This is a genomic window from Alicyclobacillus sp. SP_1, assembly GCF_024706985.1.
Classification (GTDB): Bacteria; Bacillota; Bacilli; order Alicyclobacillales; family Alicyclobacillaceae; genus Alicyclobacillus_I.
Genome location: NZ_JAMCCX010000014.1, coordinates 1 through 22,589, shown reverse-complemented (window position 1 = coordinate 22,589; position 22,589 = coordinate 1). Strand labels below are relative to the sequence as shown.

Annotated in this window: 21 protein-coding genes; 20 read left to right on the top strand and 1 reads right to left on the bottom strand. The window is 52.3% G+C overall.

Going from position 1 to position 22,589, the window contains the following annotated elements; all coding sequences use genetic code 11:
- The first annotated feature begins 38 nt into the window (after positions 1-38).
- The 15 genes from M4I36_RS03325 (at position 39) to M4I36_RS03255 (ending at position 17,341) form a co-directional block, all read left to right on the top strand.
- Positions 39-2,105: a chemotaxis protein CheA gene (locus M4I36_RS03325; RefSeq protein WP_258110244.1), complete on the top strand. Its 2,067-nt coding sequence runs from the start codon at positions 39-41 to the stop codon at positions 2,103-2,105.
- A gap of 96 nt (positions 2,106-2,201) precedes the next feature.
- On the top strand, positions 2,202-2,675 hold the full coding sequence (locus tag M4I36_RS03320) for a chemotaxis protein CheW (protein WP_374985337.1): 474 nt from the start codon (positions 2,202-2,204) through the stop codon (positions 2,673-2,675).
- Complete coding sequence (locus M4I36_RS03315; RefSeq protein WP_258110242.1) at positions 2,672-3,289, top strand: chemotaxis protein CheC; 618 nt, start codon at positions 2,672-2,674, stop codon at positions 3,287-3,289. The genes M4I36_RS03320 and M4I36_RS03315 overlap by 4 nt, the downstream gene beginning before the upstream one ends.
- Positions 3,286-3,792: a chemotaxis protein CheD gene (locus M4I36_RS03310; protein ID WP_258110241.1), complete on the top strand. Its 507-nt coding sequence runs from the start codon at positions 3,286-3,288 to the stop codon at positions 3,790-3,792. The genes M4I36_RS03315 and M4I36_RS03310 overlap by 4 nt, the downstream gene beginning before the upstream one ends.
- Positions 3,793-3,856: 64 nt before the next feature.
- Complete coding sequence (locus tag M4I36_RS03305) at positions 3,857-4,528, top strand: hypothetical protein (RefSeq protein ID WP_258110240.1); 672 nt, start codon at positions 3,857-3,859, stop codon at positions 4,526-4,528.
- Positions 4,529-4,744: 216 nt separating this feature from the next.
- The gene (rpsB, locus tag M4I36_RS03300) at positions 4,745-5,443 is read left to right on the top strand and encodes a 30S ribosomal protein S2 (RefSeq protein WP_258110239.1); all 699 of its coding nucleotides are present in this window, start codon (positions 4,745-4,747) and stop codon (positions 5,441-5,443) included.
- Positions 5,444-5,529: 86 nt separating this feature from the next.
- Positions 5,530-6,180: a translation elongation factor Ts gene (tsf, locus tag M4I36_RS03295; protein ID WP_258110238.1), complete on the top strand. Its 651-nt coding sequence runs from the start codon at positions 5,530-5,532 to the stop codon at positions 6,178-6,180.
- Positions 6,181-6,257: 77 nt separating this feature from the next.
- Positions 6,258-6,995 (top strand): UMP kinase, encoded by a 738-nt coding sequence (pyrH, locus tag M4I36_RS03290; RefSeq protein WP_258110237.1) that lies wholly within the window; start codon positions 6,258-6,260, stop codon positions 6,993-6,995.
- Positions 6,992-7,549 carry a ribosome recycling factor gene (frr, locus tag M4I36_RS03285; RefSeq protein WP_258110236.1) on the top strand — a complete coding sequence of 186 codons (558 nt, stop codon included), beginning with the start codon at positions 6,992-6,994 and terminating at the stop codon, positions 7,547-7,549. Before pyrH ends, frr begins: the two co-directional genes overlap by 4 nt.
- A 92-nt stretch (positions 7,550-7,641) precedes the next feature.
- Entirely contained in the window at positions 7,642-8,406 is a 765-nt protein-coding gene (locus M4I36_RS03280) for an undecaprenyl pyrophosphate synthase (RefSeq protein WP_258110235.1), read from the top strand.
- Positions 8,407-8,416: 10 nt separating this feature from the next.
- Positions 8,417-9,223, top strand: a complete 807-nt coding sequence (locus tag M4I36_RS03275) for a phosphatidate cytidylyltransferase (RefSeq protein ID WP_258110234.1) — start codon at positions 8,417-8,419, stop codon at positions 9,221-9,223.
- A gap of 43 nt (positions 9,224-9,266) precedes the next feature.
- The gene (gene dxr, locus M4I36_RS03270) at positions 9,267-10,409 is read left to right on the top strand and encodes a 1-deoxy-D-xylulose-5-phosphate reductoisomerase (RefSeq protein ID WP_258110295.1); all 1,143 of its coding nucleotides are present in this window, start codon (positions 9,267-9,269) and stop codon (positions 10,407-10,409) included.
- A gap of 21 nt (positions 10,410-10,430) precedes the next feature.
- Entirely contained in the window at positions 10,431-11,702 is a 1,272-nt protein-coding gene (gene rseP, locus M4I36_RS03265) for an RIP metalloprotease RseP (RefSeq protein ID WP_258110233.1), read from the top strand.
- A gap of 74 nt (positions 11,703-11,776) precedes the next feature.
- Positions 11,777-16,288: a PolC-type DNA polymerase III gene (locus tag M4I36_RS03260; protein WP_258110232.1), complete on the top strand. Its 4,512-nt coding sequence runs from the start codon at positions 11,777-11,779 to the stop codon at positions 16,286-16,288.
- Between the two features lie 15 nt (positions 16,289-16,303).
- Positions 16,304-17,341 (top strand): prephenate dehydratase, encoded by a 1,038-nt coding sequence (locus M4I36_RS03255; protein ID WP_258110231.1) that lies wholly within the window; start codon positions 16,304-16,306, stop codon positions 17,339-17,341.
- 231 nt (positions 17,342-17,572) lie between these two features.
- On the opposite strand, the gene typA is transcribed toward M4I36_RS03255, so the two are convergent.
- Positions 17,573-19,414, bottom strand: a complete 1,842-nt coding sequence (gene typA, locus M4I36_RS03250; protein ID WP_258110230.1) for a translational GTPase TypA — start codon at positions 19,412-19,414, stop codon at positions 17,573-17,575.
- A 256-nt stretch (positions 19,415-19,670) separates the two neighbouring features.
- On the opposite strand from typA, the gene rimP reads away from it, so the two are divergent.
- From rimP to M4I36_RS16785, 5 genes are read left to right on the top strand one after another with little or no spacing between them, the layout of a single operon-like run.
- Entirely contained in the window at positions 19,671-20,144 is a 474-nt protein-coding gene (gene rimP / locus M4I36_RS03245) for a ribosome maturation factor RimP (RefSeq protein WP_258110229.1), read from the top strand.
- A gap of 40 nt (positions 20,145-20,184) precedes the next feature.
- The gene (gene nusA, locus M4I36_RS03240; protein WP_258110227.1) at positions 20,185-21,300 is read left to right on the top strand and encodes a transcription termination factor NusA; all 1,116 of its coding nucleotides are present in this window, start codon (positions 20,185-20,187) and stop codon (positions 21,298-21,300) included.
- 60 nt (positions 21,301-21,360) lie between these two features.
- The gene (rnpM, locus tag M4I36_RS03235; protein ID WP_258110226.1) at positions 21,361-21,654 is read left to right on the top strand and encodes an RNase P modulator RnpM; all 294 of its coding nucleotides are present in this window, start codon (positions 21,361-21,363) and stop codon (positions 21,652-21,654) included.
- On the top strand, positions 21,635-21,994 hold the full coding sequence (locus M4I36_RS03230; RefSeq protein ID WP_258110225.1) for a L7Ae/L30e/S12e/Gadd45 family ribosomal protein: 360 nt from the start codon (positions 21,635-21,637) through the stop codon (positions 21,992-21,994). The genes rnpM and M4I36_RS03230 overlap by 20 nt, the downstream gene beginning before the upstream one ends.
- Entirely contained in the window at positions 21,972-22,541 is a 570-nt protein-coding gene (locus M4I36_RS16785) for a translation initiation factor IF-2 N-terminal domain-containing protein (RefSeq protein ID WP_374985326.1), read from the top strand. The genes M4I36_RS03230 and M4I36_RS16785 overlap by 23 nt, the downstream gene beginning before the upstream one ends.
- Positions 22,542-22,589 lie beyond the last annotated feature (48 nt).

Sequence of the window (22,589 nt, the reverse complement as noted above, 5' to 3'; positions counted from 1 at the left end):
GGAATGTCCGGAGACCCATGGTGGAAGAGGTGCCACTCGTGCAAAATGAAGAGTATTTGCAAGCTTTTCTGGAAGAGTCCCAAGAAAATGTTCAGACTATGGGTGACTTGTGTTTGCGTTTAGAGCAGCAAGGTCCGTCCGACGATCTGTTTGCTGCCATGTTTCGCGCGGCCCACACTTTAAAAGGGATGAGCGCGAGCATGGGGTTTACAAGAATGGCCACGTTGACGCATCGACTGGAGGACTTGTTGGGCGTACTTCGTTCCCATCCATCAAAGTTGACAGCGGCTGTGACGGATGCACTGTTTGAGGGGATCGATCATCTCAGTGTTCTTTTGAATCAAATTATTTCTACGCATTCGGACGAAGGGACAGCGGATGAAGAGCCTATCGCACAATTGACCGTATGGCATGCGCGCTTGACGGAAGCCAACGCAAACTCGCTAGAATCGACACATGTTGCGGCCACATCGCCACATCAGACGTCAGGTCGCGGAGTGCTGGAAGACTTTCCTGAGGAATCGATGACCGTCGCGATGGCTGCCCAGGCCGAGGGCCTTTTGGTAGGTGTTCTGACGGTTTGTATCCATCCATCTTGTCCCATGAAAGCAGTGCGTGCTCTGCTGGTGTTGCGCGAATTAGAGCAAATGGCAGACTGTCTCGGCTGCGTTCCCAGTGCAAACGACATACAGGAAGGCAAATACGACTCCGAACTGCGATGGTTGGTAGCGTTAACTGGGCAAGACGAGGCACCCGTTCTCCGAGCGATCGAGAATATCTCCGAAGTGACAGCGGTACGCTTTGACGTCTGGGATGGGGAGGCGTCTGGGGGCAAGAACGACACTGGTTCACCACTCCTCGAAAAGGTTGAGAAAACGGCGCCAGTGGAAGCAGACCATCCGGGAATCCCTCCCAAAAGACAATCGGGACCAGTTTCGGCCGACGGTGAATCCGTGCGTCTTGAGAGGACCATTCGTGTTCCGGTCGAACGCATGGACGTGTTGTTGAACTTACTCAGCGAGTTCGTCATTGCTCGCACCAGTATGGAGACGCTCGCGCTGGCTCGAGACGACGCCGAGTTGACAGAGCGCGTGTCCCAGTTGACGAGAATCTCTGGAGACATCCAGTCGGGACTGATGTCCTTGCGGATGGTTCCGGTGGACACCCTCTTTCAGCGGTTTCCTCGATTGGTGCGGGACTTATCCAAATCTCTGAAAAAAGATATCCGCCTGGAACTTTCCGGCGGGGATACCGAGTTAGACAGAACCGTCATAGACGAGATGGGGGAGGCACTCGTTCATCTCATTCGAAATGCGGCGGATCACGGCATTGAATCGGCGGAACAACGTCTCGCGAAGGGGAAGTCGGCACATGGGACCATGCGACTGGTCGCCTATTCATCCGGTCAGAACGTGTATCTCGAAGTCAGTGATGATGGTGCTGGCATCAATGCGGAGACAGTGTTGGCCAAAGGCGTGGAACGAGGATTGGTAGATGCGGAGACGGCAAAGACGTGGAAACCTGGGCAAATTTATGGTTTGTTATTTGCGTCAGGGTTTTCCACGGCTGCACAAGTGACCGATATCTCTGGCCGAGGAGTTGGATTAGACGCAGTCAAGGCCAAGGTAGAGTCTCTTTCAGGCCGAATTTCTATTGACTCGGAACTCGGGCGAGGAACGACTTTTCGCATCCAGCTTCCGTTGACCTTGGCGGTGCTGCCGGCCTTGTTGTTTACCGTCCAGAAGGACCAGTTTGCGGTTCCTCTGGGCAGCGTGGACGAGGTAATTTACGTGGAAAAGTCGGACTTGGATTCGATTCGCGGCGAGAGAATGTTGAAGTATCGAGAAAAAGTACTGCCTCTTGTCGACTTGTCATTTGAATTCTACGGTGAGCGTACCTCACAAGCCTTTCCTTGGCCAGTTCTCATTTGCCGGGAGGGCAATCGCGCTGTGGGGCTGATTGTGGAAAACCTGATGGGTGAACAAGAGATTGTCAATAAACCGCTCGGCTCTTATTTAAAGCACGTTGAAGGTTTTTCGGGAGCTACCATACTCGGAGATGGGTCGATGGGACTCATTCTCGACCTGCATCAATGGGCTGTATAGTTGTCTCGAGAGTCATAGTGCAGAGTCAGAGTAGTTTACATGAGGCGTGCCGAAGGGGACGATTGTACAAAGTAGGATGAAGGGAGTGGACCATCCGTGGGAATTCGAGAACAGCAATACGTGGTGATGGCGGTCGGAGTGGAGCGCTATGGGGCGCCCGTGGAGCAAGTACTTTCCATTGAAAAGAGATTGGAAGTGACCAGGGTTCCAAAGACCTTGCCGTTCATCAAAGGAATCATGAATCTACGCGGTGCGGTGGTGCCGGTCATCGATTTAGCAGAGCGCATTGGACTTACCAGTGGCGCCAGTGGGGAGGACTCGAGAATTGTTGTGGTAGACGTAGACAGTATGCTTGTTGGAATGACCGTCGATGCAGTAACGGACGTGGTGACTTTGGACGAGTCCATGGTCGAACCTGCGCCATCTATCGTTGGGGGACTTCGTGCAGAATATTTGAAAGGAGTTGCGAAGTTGGACGACCGCTTGCTGATTCTTCTTAATCTGTCTCGACTATTGAGTGACGTGGAGGAAAGGCAGTTGCGAGCAGTGGAAAAGAGTCTACAAGGATGACGTCCGAGAATTCATCACTCAGTGAGCAGCAACAGGACGTACTGCGCGAATTGGGGAATGTAGGCGCTGGCCATGCAGCTACTGCGCTCTCCGTTCTGCTCGGTCAAACCGTTCGGATGTCTGTGACAGCAGCCCGCCTCTGCGAATTTGACGAAATTTCGGAGGTCGTCGGTGGCGCGGAGGTGCCCGTTGTTGGCATTTTTCTGCAGTTGAATGGAGGTCTTCATGGAAGCATGTTTCTGCTCTTGCCGCTCTCCAGTGCTCGTCAACTGCTGCGTCATCTGCATCTTCCCGTGGACAGCGAAGAAGGCCTCAGTGATCTGGAGATGTCTGCATTGGCCGAGGTCGGAAACATCCTTTCGGGGAGTTATTTGACGGCGATTGCGGAAATGTCTTCCTTAGTCTTGCAGTTGTCGGTTCCTGCGGTTGCATTGGATATGGCCGGGGCCATTTTGGATGTTGGGTTCATGTTGTCAGGGGACGTGGCGGATCGAGCGATTTTAATCAATACCTCCATCTGGCAAGGGGACCGCAGCGTGGATGGCCATTTTTTTATGCTGCCGCATCCTGAGTCGATGGCGCCACTTTTTGCGGCATTGGGGTGTAGTCTATGATGTCTACCATTCCAGTGTCCTCTGAGGTTGTTCGTGTCGGTATTGCGCAAGGGAATGTGGTTCGAGCGCCGCAGAGAATTTCCACCACAGGACTTGGCTCTTGTGTCGGCCTCGTTCTTTACGATGAGGGTCAGAAACTCGCCGGACTAGTTCACATTATGTTGCCCTCGGCACCTAGAGAGAACGTTACCAACGTCTGTAAATACGCGGACACTGGAACGGACTGGCTGGTGTCTGAGTTAACGGCACAGGGCGTCTCTCTGGCATCGATACGAGCAAAGATGGCTGGCGGTGCGCAGATGTTTGCCGCTACTGGACAGGCTTCGGAAGTCATGAGAGTCGGTCCTCGCAATGTGGAGGCGGTGCGCGAAGCCTTAGCGCGGCACGGTATCCCGCTGTTCGGGTCGGATGTTGGAGGCAATGCTGGCCGGACCATCGAGTTTGATGTGCGGACAGAGACGATGTCGGTACGCACGGCCTTGAGTGGAACGTATTGTTTCTGAGCGAGGCGTGTCGCGCAAAGCTACGACGTCTGGCGACTGAAAGACAGTAAGGGGAGGGAATCGGGTGGGATTGACCATCTTAATGGGCTTATTGTCGATTGCTCTCATCATCGTTCTCTATACAATCACTGGCGGTTGGCGACAGTATGGTGGGTTATTGGGGATATTTCGGTGGATTCGTAGCGGCGCGTTGTCGGACCCAACGTTGCCGTCAAAGCGCTCTGCGAGTGGGAGTAGCACCATGGATGAAGAGGTTGCGGCCATTCTCGAAGACTTGTATGCAGACTTGAAAGGGGATGTGGAGCAACTACGCCTTCAGATGGAAGAGCGATTGTCTCGATTAGAGTCGATGTTAGGCCAGACGTCGCTTCAGGAGGGTTTGTCGAACATGCCTAGAACGCGTTTTTCCGGAGAATCGGACGCGCATGCTACAACAGGTGGTGCTCGAGCAGGCTATGAGGAGAGTCGTGATGCTGTAGGTGGAAATAGACCTCTTTTCGCCGAAGGGACAGCACTCGGCCATCAAGGCGCAGAGGAGAACCACGCGAATGGACCAGATAGCCATGCCTTAGAAAACGAGGTTTTTTCCGAAAAATACTTTGATATTCTCGACCTGCTATCGCAAGGCTATACGAGCGTGCAGGTCAGTCATCGATTGGATGTAACGGAAGCGGCAGTTCAGAGAGTTCAGTACATCATGTCTTCTCCCGTGCTGTCAGTGTCGGAGCCAAACTGAAGACGAACAAGGATATCAACAGTTCCACCTGTTTCCTCGTTTGACGAGAACACCATTGTACACATTGCCTGGACTCACGCTGTGTGGTATATTTGAGAACGGTGCATCACCCACGAAAGTGTGGAGTACTCACGCCAAAGGACGAAGAGCTTGGTCCCTTGAGGAAGCTTTTCGGATGATGGTGGCGGCGGACAAACCAAATGAGGAGGATTTACATTGGCTATTATTTCAATGAAGCAACTACTGGAGGCCGGAGTTCACTTCGGTCATCAGACGCGGCGCTGGAATCCGAAAATGGCACGGTACATTTTCACGGAGCGCAACGGGATTTATATTATTGACCTTCAAAAGACGGTCCGGAAAGTAGAAGAAGCGTACAATTTTGTTCGTGAATTGGCGCAAAACGGAGAGACGATTTTGTTCGTCGGTACCAAAAAGCAAGCACAAGAAGCGGTAAAAGATGAGGCCGAGCGTTGCGGTATGTATTATGTCAACCAACGCTGGCTTGGTGGTACACTGACGAACTTCAATACGATTCAGAAGCGTATTCAACGCCTTCTCGACTTAGAACGAATGGAAGAGGACGGAACGTTCGATGTGCTTCCCAAGAAAGAAGTTATTCTACTGCGCAAAGAGGCGGAGCGTCTGGAACGGTTCTTGGGCGGCATCAAGACAATGAAAAAAATCCCGAGTGCCATGTATGTCATTGACCCCCGCAAGGAGCGAATCGCGGTCGCTGAAGCTCGGAAGTTGGGTATTCCCATCGTTGCTATCGTCGACACGAATTGTGACCCTGACGAGATTGACCACGTCATCCCAGGCAACGACGATGCGATTCGTGCTGTGAAGCTCTTGACAGCGAAGTTGGCGGATGCGGTGTTGGAAGGAACGCAGGGCGAAGAGACGACCGCTTGATTTAGGTCGGCGGGTGACGGGGGTATCTTCAGCTCGTCACCTTTTTTGTGCAGTGCGTTGAGTTACGATAAGGAGGACTTAATCGAATGGAAATTACGGCAGGAATGGTCAAAGAGTTGCGTGAGAAGACGGGGGCTGGCATGATGGATTGCAAGCGGGCCCTAGCCGAAGCGGAAGGGAATATGGAACGCGCGCAAGAAGTTCTTCGGGAGCGCGGATTGGCTTCCGCAGCCAAGAAGGCTGGACGAGTCGCTGCTGAAGGCTTGGTGGAGGCCTATATTCATGGTGGAGGAAGAATCGGCGTTTTGCTAGAGGTTAACTGTGAAACTGATTTTGTAGCCAAAAACGATGATTTCCGTCAGATGGTCAAAGATATTGCCATGCATATTGCTGCTTCCAACCCCCAGTTTGTTCGCCGCGAGGAAGTCTCGGATGACGTCATCGCTAAAGAACGCGAAATTTTGAGGGCACAGACTTTGAATGAGGGTAAACCAGAAGCCATCGTCGACAAGATTGTTGACGGACGAATTGAGAAGTTTTTGAAAGAAATTTGTTTGCTCGATCAACCTTTTGTGAAAGATCCAGACAAAACCGTCGAAATGCTCGTCCGCGAAAAAATTGCTCAGATTGGCGAGAATATTTCCATTCGGAGATTTACTCGTTTTGTTGTCGGGGAAGGAATCGAGAAAGAGCAGACCAATTTTGCGGATGAAGTGATGGCACAGGTTCGCGCTTAGGTGGGAATGGACAGGTCAAACGAGGGAGCACGGTGCGTGTTCCCTCGTCGTCTAGGCAAAGGAGGCGAGGTGAGCCGGTGTTTGCGTCAGGTAAACCGAAGTATCAGCGGATTATACTCAAAGTGAGCGGGGAAGCCTTGGCCGGAGCGCAAGGCTATGGTATTGACGCCGAGATGATGGCGAACATCGCACAACAAGTAGCCGAAGTTGCGGAACTTGGAGTGCAGACGGCCATTGTCGTAGGTGGGGGGAACATCTGGAGAGGCGTAGCTGCAAGTGCGCGCGGTATGGATCGAGCGACTGCGGATTATGTGGGCATGCTCGCGACCGTGATGAATTCGCTATCCCTTCAGGATTTCTTGGAAAAGCTCGGAGTTCACACTCGGGTGCAAACCTCGGTTGAGATGAGACAAGTAGCAGAACCGTATATTCGCCGCCGTGCGATACGCCATTTAGAAAAAGGGCGCGTGGTGATTTTTGCAGGAGGTACGGGGAATCCATATTTCTCAACCGATACGACTGCGGCTTTGCGCGCAGCCGAAATCGAGGCGGAAGTCATTCTTATGGCGAAGAATGGTGTCGACGGAGTCTACTCTGCCGACCCGCAGAAAAATCCTGAGGCCATTAAATACGATGAACTGGAGTTTATGGATGTCCTTAATCAAGGACTTGGCGTGATGGACTCCACTGCTACTTCACTCTGTATGGATAATAACATTCCCCTCTTGGTATTCGCACTTGGAGAGTCTGGAAACATCTGTCGCGCTGTCATGGGCGAGCCCATTGGTACCATGGTAAGGAGGATGAAATCGTGACAGAATCGATTGTGAAGGACGCAGAGATCCGAATGGAAAAGGCGGTCTCGGCAATGAAACGAGAGTTGGCCTCAGTGCGCGCGGGCAGAGCGACTCCAGCGATGTTGGACAAGGTGATGGTCTCTTACTACGGCAGCCCGATGCCAGTCAATCAAGTGGCCAGTGTCACGTCTCCAGAGCCAAGGCTGCTCATAATCTCCCCATGGGAGAAAACGATGTTAGCAGAGATTGAAAAAGCGATTCAAAAGTCAGATTTGGGGCTGAATCCGTCGAACGACGGCTCGGTGATTCGAATCGCCGTTCCGGCGTTGACGGAACAACGCCGGCAAGAGTTGGCGAAGCAAGTGAAGAAAATTGCTGAAGAAGGGCGCGTGGCAGTCCGCAATGTTCGGCGCGACGCCAATGACGAGTTGAAAAAGTCTGAGAAGTCCGGAGAGGTATCGGAAGACGAAATTCGCCGCTTGATGGACCAGGTCCAGCAGCGGACCGACAAAGCCATTGCCGAAATCGACCATGCTCTGTCCGCGAAAGAACAGGAACTCCTTGAAGTCTGATGGAAGCTGGCGTGAACTCGGTGAATCATAGGGGGCAGCTTTCTCTCTGCGTCGAAGTGTTGTAAGGTGGATGGGTCGAGGGGGGCGTTGTTGTGCAGTGGGGATTTAGAAGCCGCCCTCGCTTGCGGTCCGAGGAATTGGAGCAGGTTGCCGATTGGAATCTCCCTCAACATCTTGGCATTATCATGGATGGGAATGGACGCTGGGCGAAGCGGCGAGGGTTGCCCCGTATGGCAGGTCATCATGCTGGGATGAACGCAATGAAAGAAGCGATTCGGGCCTGTGACGACTGCGGGATATCTTGTGTTACTTTGTATGCGTTTTCCACCGAGAATTGGAAACGTCCGGAGAACGAAGTGGAATATTTGATGAAGTTGCCGGACCAATTCTTTCGTTCCGAAATGGACGAGTTGGTTCAACGTGGTGTACGTCTCAAATTCATAGGCGAAACGCATCGCTTGCCGACTTACACTCAGGAGACGGTGCGACTATCGCTTGAGCGAACGGCCCACAATACGGGGATGATTGTTACTTTTGCGCTCAATTATGGAGGGCGGCGCGATATTGTCGAGGCGACAAAGCGCTTGTTGCAAGATGTGGAGCAAGGCCTGTTATCGGTCGACGACATTGATGAAAGTGCCATCGCAGCGAGGCTCTCAACACGAGAATTAGTCGACCCGGACTTGATTATTCGGACCAGCGGAGAATTACGCTTGAGCAATTTTCTAGTGTGGCAGTCGGCATATTCCGAACTGTGGTTTACGGATACGCTGTGGCCAGACTTTACGAAATCAGATTTACTCGCAGCGTTACACGCATTTCATCATCGTAAACGACGTTTCGGTGACGTAAAGTAGGTGAAATAATGTGCTGAGGCAGCGAGTTCTGACTGCAGCAATTGGGATTATAACAATTTTTGTGATTTTGATTTTCCCTACCTCGATTCCTTGGGCCGTACTGGTGTTTTTGGTCACTGGTCTTGGCGTCATGGAGTTTGCGCAAATGTACGGAGCCACGTATCGAAGTCCGATTGCGTACGCCGCAGTCCTGGCAACAGCCTACATCGAGTTTTCGGCCGACTGGTATCGGCCGTTGTCACTGTTTCTGATGGTTGCTATCGCCCTGCTCTGGCCAGTAGCGACGAAGAACAGACAAGAATTAGGGAAAACTTCTCCGATATTCATAGGTGCCCTGTATGTTGGCATCGGTGGCATGAGTCTTATGTCTTTGCGGAGTTTAGCCCACGGCCCTCTGTTGGTCTGGGCTTTGCTCATTTCTGTCTTTATGAGTGATACGTGTGCTTTTTTTGTTGGCAGGTGGTTAAAGGGACCGCTCATGTGGCCCGAAATTTCCCCAAAGAAAACATGGAGCGGCGCTATCGGCGGTATTTTGGGAGCAGGAATGGCTGCCTGGATATTTGGTATGGTCGTCGGTAACGGGGTCAGTGGAGGCATCGGCTATTTTATTCTTGGTGTGTGCCTGTCGATTCTCTCTCAACTGGGAGACTTAATTGAATCTGCTTATAAGCGGTCTACTGGAGTGAAGGACTCTGGATGGCTACTGCCTGGACACGGCGGTGTTCTGGACCGAATTGATAGCTTGTTGTTTGCAGCTCCCTTGATGCTCTGGTTTGCTACTTCTGGAGTCATGAATTGGCTGCACATCGCGTATTGACATACACAGACTACCCACTGGAGGCGAGTCATTCTTGAAACGAGTGTCTATTTTCGGTTCGACTGGCGTCGTCGGTAAGCTGGGCCTCGCCGTTGTCTCTGACCTTTCCTCTGAGTGGCAGGTAGCAACTCTGTCTGCTGGGCAACAGATGGACGTGCTGGCCGAACAAATCCGAATATATCATCCGGAGTATGTTTCGGTTGGAGATGAGGCGGCTTATCGTCGTCTGCTGGAGGAGTTCGATGGCGCACTCCCCTGTGACGTCGGCATCGGTGATGATGGGCTCGTCGCTGCGGCCAATGTTTCGTCTGATTTAGTGTTAACTGCGATTGTTGGCGCCAAGGGATTAATTCCCACCTGGACCGCGATGGCTCGCGGTGCGCGAATTGGGCTGGCGAATAAGGAGACGTTGGTAGCAGCCGGGCATCTGGTCATGGAACACGCGCGACGCCATAAAGCGGAAATCATCCCTGTGGACAGTGAGCACTCGGCCGTCTTTCAGTCCTTATTAGCGGGCCGGAGACAGGATGTGGCATCTTTTTGGGTGACGGCTTCTGGTGGACCATTCCGGGAATGGCCTAAAGTTCAAATTGAGCAGGCATCGAGAGCAGAGGCGCTCCGGCATCCAAATTGGAAGATGGGCGAGAAAATAACAGTAGACAGTGCCTCCATGATGAACAAAGGATTCGAAGTCATTGAAGCTCATCATTTGTTTGGTGCTCCATATGATAAAATTAAAGTACTGGTTCACCCGCAGAGCATTGTCCATTCTCTAGTAGAGTATGAAGATGGGGCCGTACTTGCGGAGTTAGCCACACACGACATGCGTATTCCTGTGCAGTATGCTTTTACGTATCCGGAACGCCGCGAAAACAGAGCGCGCCGACTCACTTTGCAGGACATGTCGTGTTTGACCTTTGAAGAGCCTGACATGGAGCGTTTCCCGTGCCTTCGTCTCGCCTATCAAGCTGGCGTAGCGGGTGATTTTGCAACCTGTGTTGTTAACGCTGCCAATGAAATTGTAGTAGCAGCGTTTTTGGCAGGCCGAGTTCGGTTCGGGCGAATACCAGAAGTGATTGAAGAGGTGTTGTCCGTGGCAGAATGTTATCGGCCACAGTCTCTAGACGATATTCTCTACATCGATGCCAATGCGCGCGCACTCGCAAGTCGTGTTTTGGATTCTTAACGGAAGGGTGTGTGTAACACGATGTGGTTGATTTCCTTGTTGCACATCCTTCGGTCAGCCATTGCGATTATTTTGGTGTTTGTCGTATGCATCGTTTTGCATGAATTTGGTCACTTTTATGTGGCGAAAAAGTCTGGAGTGGCTGTTCCTGTCTTTGCACTCGGTATGGGTCCGAAGCTGTTTGCGTTTCAACGCGGTGGTACGGAGTATTCCATTCGCCTATTTCCGATCGGCGGATTTGTTCAACTCGCTGGAGAGATGCCGCAAGACGCTTATTTTCGCATTGGGGAGTCGGTTGCCTATCGACTGAATGACCATGGGCAAATCAGTGTCTTAGCGGAGCCTGATACTATTCCGGATGCGCCAGTGGGAGTGGTTCGCGCCCTCGACTTAATGCAAAAGTTGACTGTGACTTTAGAGACGGCCGACGGTACCTTGCGGACATTTCCTGTGCAACCACACGCTCGTGTGATGACGGGTCCACGGTCGTCCATCCCCATTGTTGAAAAGCGGGAACAGTTGATTGGAAAGCCTCTCTCCCAACGAGCAGCGATTATTCTTGCAGGTCCAGTGATGAATTTTCTGTTGGCGGGTGTGCTCTTTTCCTTAGCGTTCATTCACTTTGGCATGCCGTCTGGACAACCCGTGGTTGGTGGGGTGATATCGGGTACGCCGGCTGCTGCAGCCCATCTGGAAACGGGTGACCGTATTGTTCAAGCTGGACAGCGACCGATTGATTCTTGGGGACAATTGGTTCAGGCAATTCATTCCGACAATACAAATCCACCTCGTCCCGTGAAATTAGTGGTCATGCATGGTAGTCAGCGCAAGGTAGTTGAGGTTAAACCAGAGTTGGGGCCAAACGGAGTGCCCTTGCTCGGGATTGATAGTGCTCTGACGCACAATCCAGCCAAAGCTTTTGTACACGGATTTGCTTCGGTTTATACGAACAGCGTGAGTGCCATTCATCTTTACGGCCAAGTGATTGAGCGGCATCAATTTCGAGATCTTTCTGGACCCGTTGGAATTGCGGATGTTATTTCTCAGCAGGCACAAACGGGTATTTGGCAAGTGGTCTACATCACGGCTCTGCTGTCGCTTAATCTTGGGCTCTTTAATCTGATTCCTATTCCAGCTTTGGACGGCGGCCGACTGCTCTTTATGGTCATCGAGCTCATCCGGGGTAAGGCGGTTGATCCTCGGAAAGAAGGTTTGGTCCATCTCGTTGGATTTGGCCTGTTGATGGTGTTGACAGTGGTCATTACGTATCGAGATGTCGTCCGGTTTTTCTGAACGCATAGAAGAGCGGATGGAAGCCTATGTCAACAGACGAACAAGCTCGGACTGCTGGAGGAGTGAATAGTTTCTTGAATTCTGGAATCGACAAGACGCTTTCCCATGCGATGGAGAGCAATGGGGCGGTACCGTCCACTCCCGGCGTGGTGCAAACCTATCAAGATGCTGCGGACTGGACCACCCGAATTCGTCGCTGCGTTTCTAAAGTTATGGTCGATAGAGAAGCTCTTAGCGTCACTGTTCTTTTTTGCCCGCCGAAAGATGTATTCCTAGACGCCGGTACTTTTTCCATGCGAGATGACTTGGGCGATGAGGGCGCAGTTGAACCCCTCCCCGTACAGGCGCTGGCCGACTGGCTGACAGTGGCGGTGGAAGTGCGTGCAGAGGTTGAGCGGACATTAACCCCGCTCGTTCGCGATGTGCGCTTTCAATGTGCGCACTCATGGCAACTCCGGTCGGGGAATGCCTATGCGCGTATTTTCCAAGCTCTCGCTCATACGTGGCTGTGTCAAGAGCCGGTAGCTGCCCGTTGGTTGCTGACGGCCGAGTGGGAGGTGCTGAGCAGAAGCGAAGGATTCTCCGATGAAGTGTCGTGGGTGGTCTTAGCACGGCTTCAAAATCCCTCAGAAGTGGAAATACTTCAAAAGAAGTCGGTTACGTCGTGGATGGAGCGAGCGGTACTCGAGTTTTTCGGGATATCCGTCCAATTGAGACTAGAGACGCAAGAATGTTTTTCAGAGCGTCAGGCGGATTTTCGCTCGCAATTGAAAAAGATGGAACAAGAACACGTTGCCAGCATTTTAGAAGAAGAAGCCAAACAAGAAACAGCAGCAGCCCGAGAGGCCGCCACAAACGCCGTGACTTCACGGGGGATGGGACGGCGTGGACGCGCAGAAGAGGAGTCGTCGGCCCCGCTGACCCTGGGTCGGCCCATGTCTTCCGAAGACGTCATTTCTATCCGGCTGATTGAGGATGAGATGCGTCGGGCTGTTGTTGAAGGTCGCGTGTTTAGCGTCGACAAGCGCACTCTGCCGAGCGGGAGGACTTTGGTTCAGTTTAATATCACCGACAATACGAGTTCCATTACAGCCAAGTGTTTTGTGCGCGATGAACGCCAAAAAGAGTCGTTTTCCGATTTAGTAGATGGCGTTACACTGCGCATTGGCGGGCAGGTGCAATTTGACACGTACAGCAAAGAAATCGTGTTCATGGTTCAAGACATGCAGCCGACCGAACCCAAACTTCGAGTGGATGGAGCAGACGCGCCGCGTATTGAGCTGCACGCACATACCAACATGTCTTCCTTGGATGGAATTATTCCGCCTTCCGAACTCATCGCGGAAGTCGCGCGGTTGGGGCATCCTGCCGTTGCAATAACGGATCACGGGGGAGTCCAGGCATTTCCCGATGCATACAGTGCAGGGAAAAAACACGGGGTCAAGGTGCTTCTTGGAGTGGAAGCATATGTTATCGATAATGCCGCAAAAGTGGTCATTCACCCAGTGACGCGACGTCTGTCCGACGAGACTGAATACGTCGTGTTTGACACGGAGACGACGGGACTCAACGCGCGTCAAGATGCACTGATTGAGATTGCTGCAGTGCGGATGCGGGGAGGGCAATTGCTTGACCACTTTACCTCTCTGATTGACCCAGAACGCGGTTACTCTCCGAAGATTGCGGAACTGACGGGGATTACACCGGACATGTTAGTCGGACAGCCTCATCTAGAAGATGTCTTGCCGAAATTTCGCGAATTCGTGGGCGATGCGGTACTGGTTGCGCACAATGCAGAATTTGATAGCGGTTTTTTGCAACAGTCGATGGAACGTTTAGGTATGGATGTGTGGACGCCCCCAATCGTGGACACGTTGGCGTTGGCGCGTATTCTTTATCCGGGTGAGAAAAATTATCGACTCAAGACACTCACCCAAAAGTTTGATGTGGAATTGGTCAATCACCATCGCGCACTGGCCGACACTGAGGCCACGGCCAAAGTGTTTTCGAGAATGCTCGCGTCTCTGTCTGAGATCGGGATTGATAACCTTGACCAATTGAACGACTTGTCAAATTCTGCTGATGTCAGCAAAGTTCGTCCTTTTCACGCGACAGTGATTGTCCAGTCGCAAGCAGGGTTGCGCAATTTGTATGAGTTGGTGTCGCTGGCGCACACGACGCATTTGTATCGAACCCCAAGGATTCCTAAAACGGAATTAGCGCGTTTGCGAGACGGGTTGCTCATCGGGACGGCCTGTCAACAAGGCGAGCTGATTGAAGCGTTTATTCGCGGAAAGTCCATGGAGGAGATAGAAGAAATCTGTTCGTTCTACGATTACTTGGAAATTCAGCCTCCGAGCCACTACGACAACCTAATTCGTGAAGAGATTCTCCATGTAGGAGAAATCAAACAGCTACATGCTCAAATTGTCGACCTCGGCAAACGACTGAACAAACCCGTGGTCGCCACCGGCGATGTCCATTTTTTGAATCCTGAGGACGGGGTGTTTCGCGAAGTTTTTTTGCAGTCGCAGAATGCTTCTGCAGCCATGCATCAACCGCCGCTCTATCTCCGTACCACTGATGAGATGCTGAAGGAGTTTGAGTATTTGGGCGAAGCAGCCATGGCCGTCGTGGTCGACCATCCTAAGGCCATTGCGGACTCGGTCGAAGACGTGCGCCCCATCCCCACGGAGTTGTTTACGCCAGTCATTGAAGGGGCTGAAGACGATGTACGTCGTCTTGCATATGCCCGTGCTGAAGAGTTGTATGGGAAAGAGCTCCCAGAAATCGTATCAAAACGCTTAGAAAAAGAGTTGCATTCCATTATTTCGAATGGCTTTGCGGTGATCTATCTGATTGCCCATAAGTTGGTGACCAAATCCCTGTCCGATGGTTATCTCGTCGGCAGTCGTGGTTCGGTGGGCAGTTCGTTGGTGGCGACCATGCTTGATATCACTGAGGTCAATCCGCTCGCCCCACACTATCGCTGTCCGAACTGCAAATATAGCGAATTTATGGAAGATGGTCACTATGGGTCCGGGTTTGATCTTCCCGCAAAAATGTGCCCCAACTGTCAAAGTGCTCTCGCACGCGACGGTCAAGACATTCCCTTTGAAACATTTCTCGGGTTTGAAGGAGATAAAGTTCCGGATATTGATTTGAACTTTTCCGGAGAGTACCAACCGCGAGCACATCGGTATACTGAAGAACTGTTTGGGCGCGATCACGTTTTTCGTGCCGGAACCATCTCGGTGGTCGCGGAAAAGACGGCGTATGGATATGTCCGGAAATATGCGGAGGAGCGCGGTCTGGTTCTCCGGGAAGCCGAGATGGACCGATTAGTCAAAGGATGTACGGGCGTTAAACGAACGACTGGGCAACATCCGGGTGGCCAGGTCGTGGTGCCAAACGATGTCTCCATTTATGATTTCTCGCCAGTACAATATCCTGCCGACGACAAAAACGCTGGTACCTTAACGACTCACTTTGACTATCATTCCGGCTTGGAAAACTGTCTTTTGAAGCTGGATATTCTTGGTCATGACGATCCGACGGTCATTCGCATGTTACAGGACTTGACGGGAGTCGACCCAAAAAGCATTCCTTTTGACGATCCCGCTGTGCTTCAACTGTTCCGCAGCACGGAGTCCATAGGGGTTACGCCTGAGAGCATTCGCTCAAATACGGGAACTTACGCCATTCCCGAATTCGGGACCAAGTTTGTTCGTCAAATGCTCGAGGACACAAACCCAACGACATTCTCCGAGTTGGTGAGAATTTCCGGGTTGTCTCATGGGACGGACGTCTGGTTAAACAATGCTCAAACGTTGATTCGCAACAAGGTTGCAACGCTGTCTGAAGTCATCTGCGCGCGCGACGACATCATGGTCTATCTCATTTATAAAGGTCTGGAGCCAAGTCGAGCGTTTAAAATCATGGAGTCTATCCGCAAGGGGAAAGGTTTAAAACCTGATGAGGAAAGTTATATGCGAGAATTTCAGGTTCCTGACTGGTATATTGAATCGGGTAAGAAAATCAAGTATATGTTCCCAAAGGCTCACGCAGCCGCGTACGTCATCATGGCTGTTCGCATAGCGTGGTTTAAAGTGTATCATCCGTTGGCGTTTTACTGCGCTTACTTTACCGTGCGAGCAGACGACTTTGACGTGGAACTGATGACGAAGGGTTCCAGCGCTATCAGAAAGAGGATTGAGGACATAGAGGAAAAGGGGAATTCGGCTTTACCAAAGGAAAAAAGTTTGCTGACAGTGTTAGAAGTCGCCCTGGAGATGGTGGAACGAGGTTTTCGATTTGCTCCCATCTCTTTGTACGAGTCGGATGCGACGAAATTTCATATGCACGAGGATCAACAAGCGCTGATCCCGCCCTTTGCTGCCATTGCTGGGGTGGGCGAAGCGGCCGCAAGAAATTTGGCGGACGCCCGGTCGAGTGGTCCTTTTTTGTCCATCGAGGACTTGCAAGATAGGAGTCGTATTTCCAAGTCGGTCGTTGAAGTGTTGCTTGGACTTGGCTGTTTGGGTGGACTTCCCGAATCCAATCAGCTAACGCTCTTTAGCTTTTGAAGGGAGTGAGAGAGGTTGGCCAGTTTGAAACCCCCGCACACGGTCTATTACCTCGGGCCCGCCGGAACACACTCAGATGTGGCGACGCAGCATTTGGCTGCGCTGTTAAGTTGGAAGGATGTTCAGGCGGTTCCACTCGCAAGTATTTCCGAAGTGATTCAGGCGATAGAATCTGAGGCGCCCGGAGAGAGCATGGCTTGTGTGCCCCTGGAAAACAGCGTGCAAGGTTCTGTTACCTTGACCTGGGACCGCTTGATGAGGAAAACAGTGCATAGTCTTGCGGGTAGTCGTGCGGATGGCCGGAAAAGTCCGGACCAATGGGTGCTGTCTGAACTCCTCAGAGCCATCGATCAACGAGAAGAGTTGCCGCTACCGATGTTGGTCGCGGCGTTAAGGGAGCCGATACATCATCATCTGTTGACTCTTCCCGGAGCCGATTTGAAGAAGATTGCGAAAATCTACTCCCATCCGCAAGTTCTTGCACAGTGCAAAAATTTTTTGGAGCGTGAATTTCCGAAAGTGGAGACGGTGGCCCTCAGCAGCTCGGCAGAGGCCGCAAAGTTGGTGCGCGATGAGAGGAATTTTTCTTATGGAGCACTCGGCAATGCGGCTGCGGCGACTTTGTATGAGCTTGAGATGGCATGGAGTGATGTTGAGGATGACTGCGATAATGTGACACGTTTTGGGCTTCTCAGTAAAATCGGGATTCCCTGTCAGAATACGAACGACTGTGCGGTGAAGACTCTCTCTCTCTGCCTGACTGGCGTTGGAAATCGGCCTGGTGGCTTGTTGACGGCGTTGACCCCGTTCCAATATTACGGATTAAATTTGTCACGGATTGAGTCCCGACCGGTTGGCGGCATGTTCGGTTACTACGACTTTTTTGTGGACGTGGTCACGGCACATCATGAGGCCGTGGATGTGGGTCGAATCGTGGACATTGTTGTCAGTATGTTGGAATGGCAAGACATTTCCGTTCTACCACTCGGGTACTATTACGATATCGATCCCGCTCGTCAAAACTCATCAACGCCTGCTCCGTCGGACGGATAAGTGATGAGGGGTCGAGCGGAGCAGCGGTTCGTGGTGCAAAAACCCGCTAAAGAGAAAAAGTATTTCTCCTTAGCGGGGGCTAGCCAGGCATTACCGGACGGAGGCAATCAGGGTTTCTAGTGCAGTTGTAAGGAGCCTTCGTGCAGCGTACGACAAGATGTTTTTTCCTGGTTTGCTATGACAAAACTTCTCTTTCTTGCTCTCTCTGACGAAACTTCTCTTTTCTGCTCGTTATGACAGGACTTCTTTTCCTCGCTTTGCCGCACGCTCTCTCTCACCCTTATCGAGGTAGCGCTTGCGCAAGCGGATGTTGGTTGGCGTAATCTCACACAGTTCGTCGTCCTCGATGTAGGTCATAGCCTGCTCTAAAGTGAGGAGCCGTGGAGTTTTGAGACGCACTGTCTCATCCTTTGTGGCGGAGCGTACGTTCGTTACGTGTTTCGCTTTCGTGACGTTCACGGTTAAGTCGTTTTCACGAGTGTGTTCGCCGACAATCATGCCCTCATAAACTTCGGTTCCAGGCGTAACGAACAGAATGCCGCGGTCCTCAAGATTTTGGATGCTATAGCTCGTCGCCGTACCACTTTCACTGGCAACGAGTACTCCTTGACGGCGCGTCACCACATCGCCTTTCCATTCGGAGTATTGAAGGAAACTGTGGTGCATCGTGCCATAGCCTCGAGTCATGGTCAAAAACTCTGTCCGAAATCCGATGAGACCTCGTGCGGGTACGTGAAATTCGAGTCGGGTGGAACCGCCCGACGGTGCAGGCATCATGTTAACCATTTCGCCTTTGCGCAGACCGAGAGCTTCAATGACCGCGCCGATATTGTCACTCGGGACATCAGCAATCAGGTGCTCCACTGGTTCCTCCACTTTTCCGGCCTTCTCGCGCAAAATGACACGTGGTTTGGAGACCTGAAGCTCGTAACCCTCTCGACGCATGGTCTCAATCAAGATGGACAGATGAAGCTCTCCGCGACTCGAGACAAGGAATGCATCCGTATCTTCTGTGTCTTCTACGCGCAGAGACACGTCCGATTCTAATTCTGCATAGAGGCGCTCACGCAGCTTCCGAGAAGTGACAAACTGGCCTTCCCGCCCGGCGAACGGTGAGTCGTTGACCCGAAATGTCATCTGCAACGTGGGTTCGTCAATGTGAATCGTCGGCAGTCCATCTGGAGCGTCGACAGGACACACTGTTTCGCCAACCGTCAAGTCAGCGATGCCTGCGACGGCCACGATGTCTCCGACAGCTGCAGAGGGTACTTCAATTCGCTTCAGGCCTTGAAACGCAAACAACTTGACAATGCGAGCCCGAGAGATACTGCCGTCCCGCCGCACTACGCTGACTGCGTCCCCGACACTCATCGTGCCGCGCGTGATGCGCCCGATTCCGATGCGCCCGAGAAATTCATTGTAGTCAAGCATGGTCACTTGCCATTGCAAAGGGGCGGACACATCTCCCGTCGGAGCAGGGATGTGTTTGACAATCGCCTCAAAGAGCGGACGCATGTCGGTTCCTGGCACTTCCATGTCAAGCGTAGCCACGCCTTGCAGAGCCGAAGCGTAGACCACCGGGAAGTCACATTGTTCCTCAGATGCACCGAGATCGATAAACAAGTCTAAGACCTCGTCAATGACTTCATCAGGTCGGGAATTTTCTCGGTCAATTTTGTTGACGACGACAATGGGTACCAGCCCCACTTCAAGCGCCTTTTGCAGTACGAACTTGGTTTGTGGCATGACACCTTCAAACGCGTCTACAACGAGCAGGACACCGTCCACCATCTTGACGATGCGCTCTACTTCTCCGCTGAAATCCGCGTGCCCCGGAGTATCCACGATGTTGATGCGGAGTCCAGCGTAAGGAATGGATGTATTTTTTGCAAGAATTGTGATTCCGCGCTCCCGCTCAATATCTCCCGAGTCCATGGCGCGGTCCGCCACGTGCTCATTGGACCGAAACAGACCTGACTGACGAAGCAGTTGGTCGACGAGTGAAGTTTTTCCATGGTCGACGTGGGCGACGATAGCAACATTGCGGAGTTGACTCAAAGTTTCTATAGACATAGTTTCCTCATTCTCTCCATCGATTTATCTCTCTATTTGTTTGTGGAGTGGATTTGTGCTCCGCCCCTCACCATACCATGGTAAGACCTCTGGCGCAACGTACCTATGTTGCACTTCTCCGCCTCGGAATGGTATAATCACTCCGTTAGACTTCGTATAGGTTATCGCGCGAAGAGTGGGTCCTGCCCACTCTTCGATTTATGCAACCAGCAAGATGTCGGTTTTGTGGTCGACAGCGACCGGAGGAGGAAGTGGCGTGGCGAATGAACGCGTGACCGAGATTGTGGAGCGATTGGCGCTGCCGATTGCGGAGCATGCGGGGGTTGAGCTCGTGGAAGTGGAGTATAAAAAGGAAGGGGCCAATTGGTTTTTGCGGGTGTTTATCGACAAACCCGGTGGAGTCGACATTGACGACTGCAGCCGCGTCAGTGAGCAGTTGTCTGATGCGCTGGACGTGGCGGATCCAATTGCGACATCGTATTTTTTAGAAGTGTCGTCGCCTGGTGCGGAACGCCCTTTGAAAAAACTGGCCGACTTCGAGCGAGCTCTTGGAGAACGCATTCACATTCGCCTCTACGAACCATTCGACGGTCACAAAGCTTTTGAAGGTGTCTTGTTGCGTTGCGATGGAACGTCCCTCGAGATGGAGTACGCAGAGAAATCCGTGCAGCGTCATGTCTGTTTGCCGCTCGACAAGATTGCGGCGGCGCGCTTATCGGTGTGGACCTAAGCTCGTTTGGACGGGGATGAAAGGAGGAGTTAAACGGAGCATGAACGTCGAATTTATTGAAGCACTGAACCAGTTGGCGAAGGAAAAGGGAATTGACCGCGAAACGTTGCTTGAGGCGATTGAAGCTGCGCTTATCTCGGGCTACAAGCGCAATTTTAATTCTGCCCCGAATGCCCATGTGGACATTCATCGTGAACTTGGCACCGTGCGCGTGTTTGCTCGCAAAGATGTGGTGGAGGAGCCGACCGACACTCGCCTGGAAATATCCTTAGATGCGGCTCGCGACATGAACCCAAATTATCAGATTGGGGACGTGGTGGAAATTGAAGTCACGCCGCGAGATTTCGGTCGAATTGCAGCACAGACGGCGAAGCAAGTGGTGACACAGCGCATTCGCGAGGCAGAACGTTCTGTCATTTATGGAAAATTTGCCGATAAGGAAGAAGAAATTGTGAGCGGCATCGTTCAGCGCCAAGATGGTCGGAACGTCTATGTAGACCTTGGCGAGACGGAAGCCGTGTTACCTCTGTCAGAAGTGATGCCGACGGATGTGTTGAAACCCGGGGACCGTATCCGAGCCTTCATCGCGAAAGTCGAACGAACCACCAAAGGGCCGCAGATTGTTCTTTCTCGAGTCAATCCTGGTCTTCTCAAGCGGCTGTTTGAGTTAGAGGTGCCGGAAATCTTCGAAGGTGTGGTGGAAATTCGAGCCGTGTCCCGCGAAGCTGGGCATCGTTCCAAAATAGCCGTGCATTCCCGCAATCCGGAGGTCGATCCGGTGGGTGCCTGCGTGGGTTCGCGTGGTTCACGAGTTCAAGCGGTGGTCAACGAACTGCGCGGAGAGAAGGTCGACATTGTCAAGTGGAGTGAAGATCCGGCAGAGTTTGTGGCGAATGCGCTGTCTCCGGCGAAAGTAGTCGAGGTTCAAATACTTGAGGACGAAAAGATTGCTCGAACCATTGTTCCCGACTATCAGCTGTCGTTGGCGATTGGCAAGGAAGGGCAAAATGCGCGGTTGGCCGCCAAGTTGACAGGGTGGAAGATTGATATCAAGAGCGAGCGGCAAGCGGGTGGGCTTGATTTGTTTGAGGAGTTTCCAGAAGAAGATGCTGAAGAAGTGGCGACGCTTTCGTCCGACTGGCTGAATGAGCCATAAACGGCGCGGTCTATGCCCCTGCTTCAGGTCTAGTTCAGGAAGCGAGGTGCGGATTTCCCAGTGAAGGTGCGGAAAGTTCCTCTGCGCAAATGTGTCGGTTGTCAAGAAATGTTTCCTAAGATGCAGTTGTTGCGAGTGGTGCTGACTCCGGAGGAGAAGATTCTGCTTGACCTGCGTGGTCGCCAGAACGGGCGAGGCGCTTACTTGTGCAAGAACGTGGAGTGTCTGCGTCAAGCAAGGAAGAAAAAATCGCTCGAAAGAGCTTTGAAAACGGCGATACCGCCGGTCATGTACGACGATTTAGAACAGATGATGGTGAGGGAGGCGATGGACGTTGGACACGGCGACACCTAAACGGTTGGCTGGCTTGCAGAGCCTGGGAATGGCGCGTCGAGCGCGCCGCGCGGCTACTGGGACGGATGCGGCGATAGCCGCAATCGCGAGTGGCCAGGCGGCGTGCGTGCTGTTAGCCACCGATGCTGGTGACAATGTGACAAAGAAGATACGGGACAAATGTGAGTCTTATCGGACGAGTTGCTTGAGAATTTACACCAAGGAAGAGATGGGGCGAGCCGTGGGACGGTCGGTGATGGCCGTTATCGCGGTCACAGACCCCGGATTTGCAAAGCCCTTCAAGACCTTGGCGGGGGAAATCAGCGGAGGTGTATTGTTTGACGAAACTGAGAGTATATGAATACGCGAAGCAATTAAATATGTCCAGCAAAGAAATTTTGACGATTCTGTCGCGCGTGGGAGAGCCTGTGGCCAACCATATGAGCGTTCTTGATGAAAGTATGGTGCAAAAAGTGGAGCAGTTCTTTTCGGATGTAAAGCAGCGTGCCGCGAAGCGTCATGCTACGGAAGTGGAAAAAGAGTGGAAGGAAAAGCAGCGGCAGCAGCGTGAAAATGGGGCGGATCGGCCAGCGTCAGAACGCATCGCCGCGGATGGGCCAACAGGTCACTCCGAGCAGGCTTTGGCAGCGAAGTCGGGCAACGCATCGGTGCAGCGCACGGCCGCACTGGCTTCATCCGCAGAAGGAGAGGCGTCAACCGCGCCGCTTCGTGCAGCCAGTTCGCCAGAAGTAAGGACAAATTCCACAGTTCGCATGGATGCAGCCAGTGCGGACAACCCATCCGCTCCGCCTACGTCGACGGCTGCTGGGGGACAGCAGACTGAGGTGGCGGCGAACGGCGCGTCGCAGACTGAGCGAAGTGACAAAGAAGATACGGGACAAATGTGAGTCTTATCGGACGAGTTGCTTGAGAATTTACACCAAGGAAGAGATGGG

Bases quoted from the DNA above. Each gene is read 5' to 3' on its own strand.
- M4I36_RS03310 (WP_258110241.1), top strand. From the start codon at position 3,286: ATGATGTCTACCATTCCAGTGTCCTCTGAGGTTGTTCGTGTCGGTATT.
- tsf (WP_258110238.1), top strand. From the start codon at position 5,530: ATGGAAATTACGGCAGGAATGGTCAAAGAGTTGCGTGAGAAGACGGGG.
- nusA (WP_258110227.1), top strand. From the start codon at position 20,185: ATGAACGTCGAATTTATTGAAGCACTGAACCAGTTGGCGAAGGAAAAG.
- typA (WP_258110230.1), bottom strand. From the start codon at position 19,414: ATGTCTATAGAAACTTTGAGTCAACTCCGCAATGTTGCTATCGTCGCC.
- rseP (WP_258110233.1), top strand. From the start codon at position 10,431: ATGTGGTTGATTTCCTTGTTGCACATCCTTCGGTCAGCCATTGCGATT.
- M4I36_RS03315 (WP_258110242.1), top strand. From the start codon at position 2,672: ATGACGTCCGAGAATTCATCACTCAGTGAGCAGCAACAGGACGTACTG.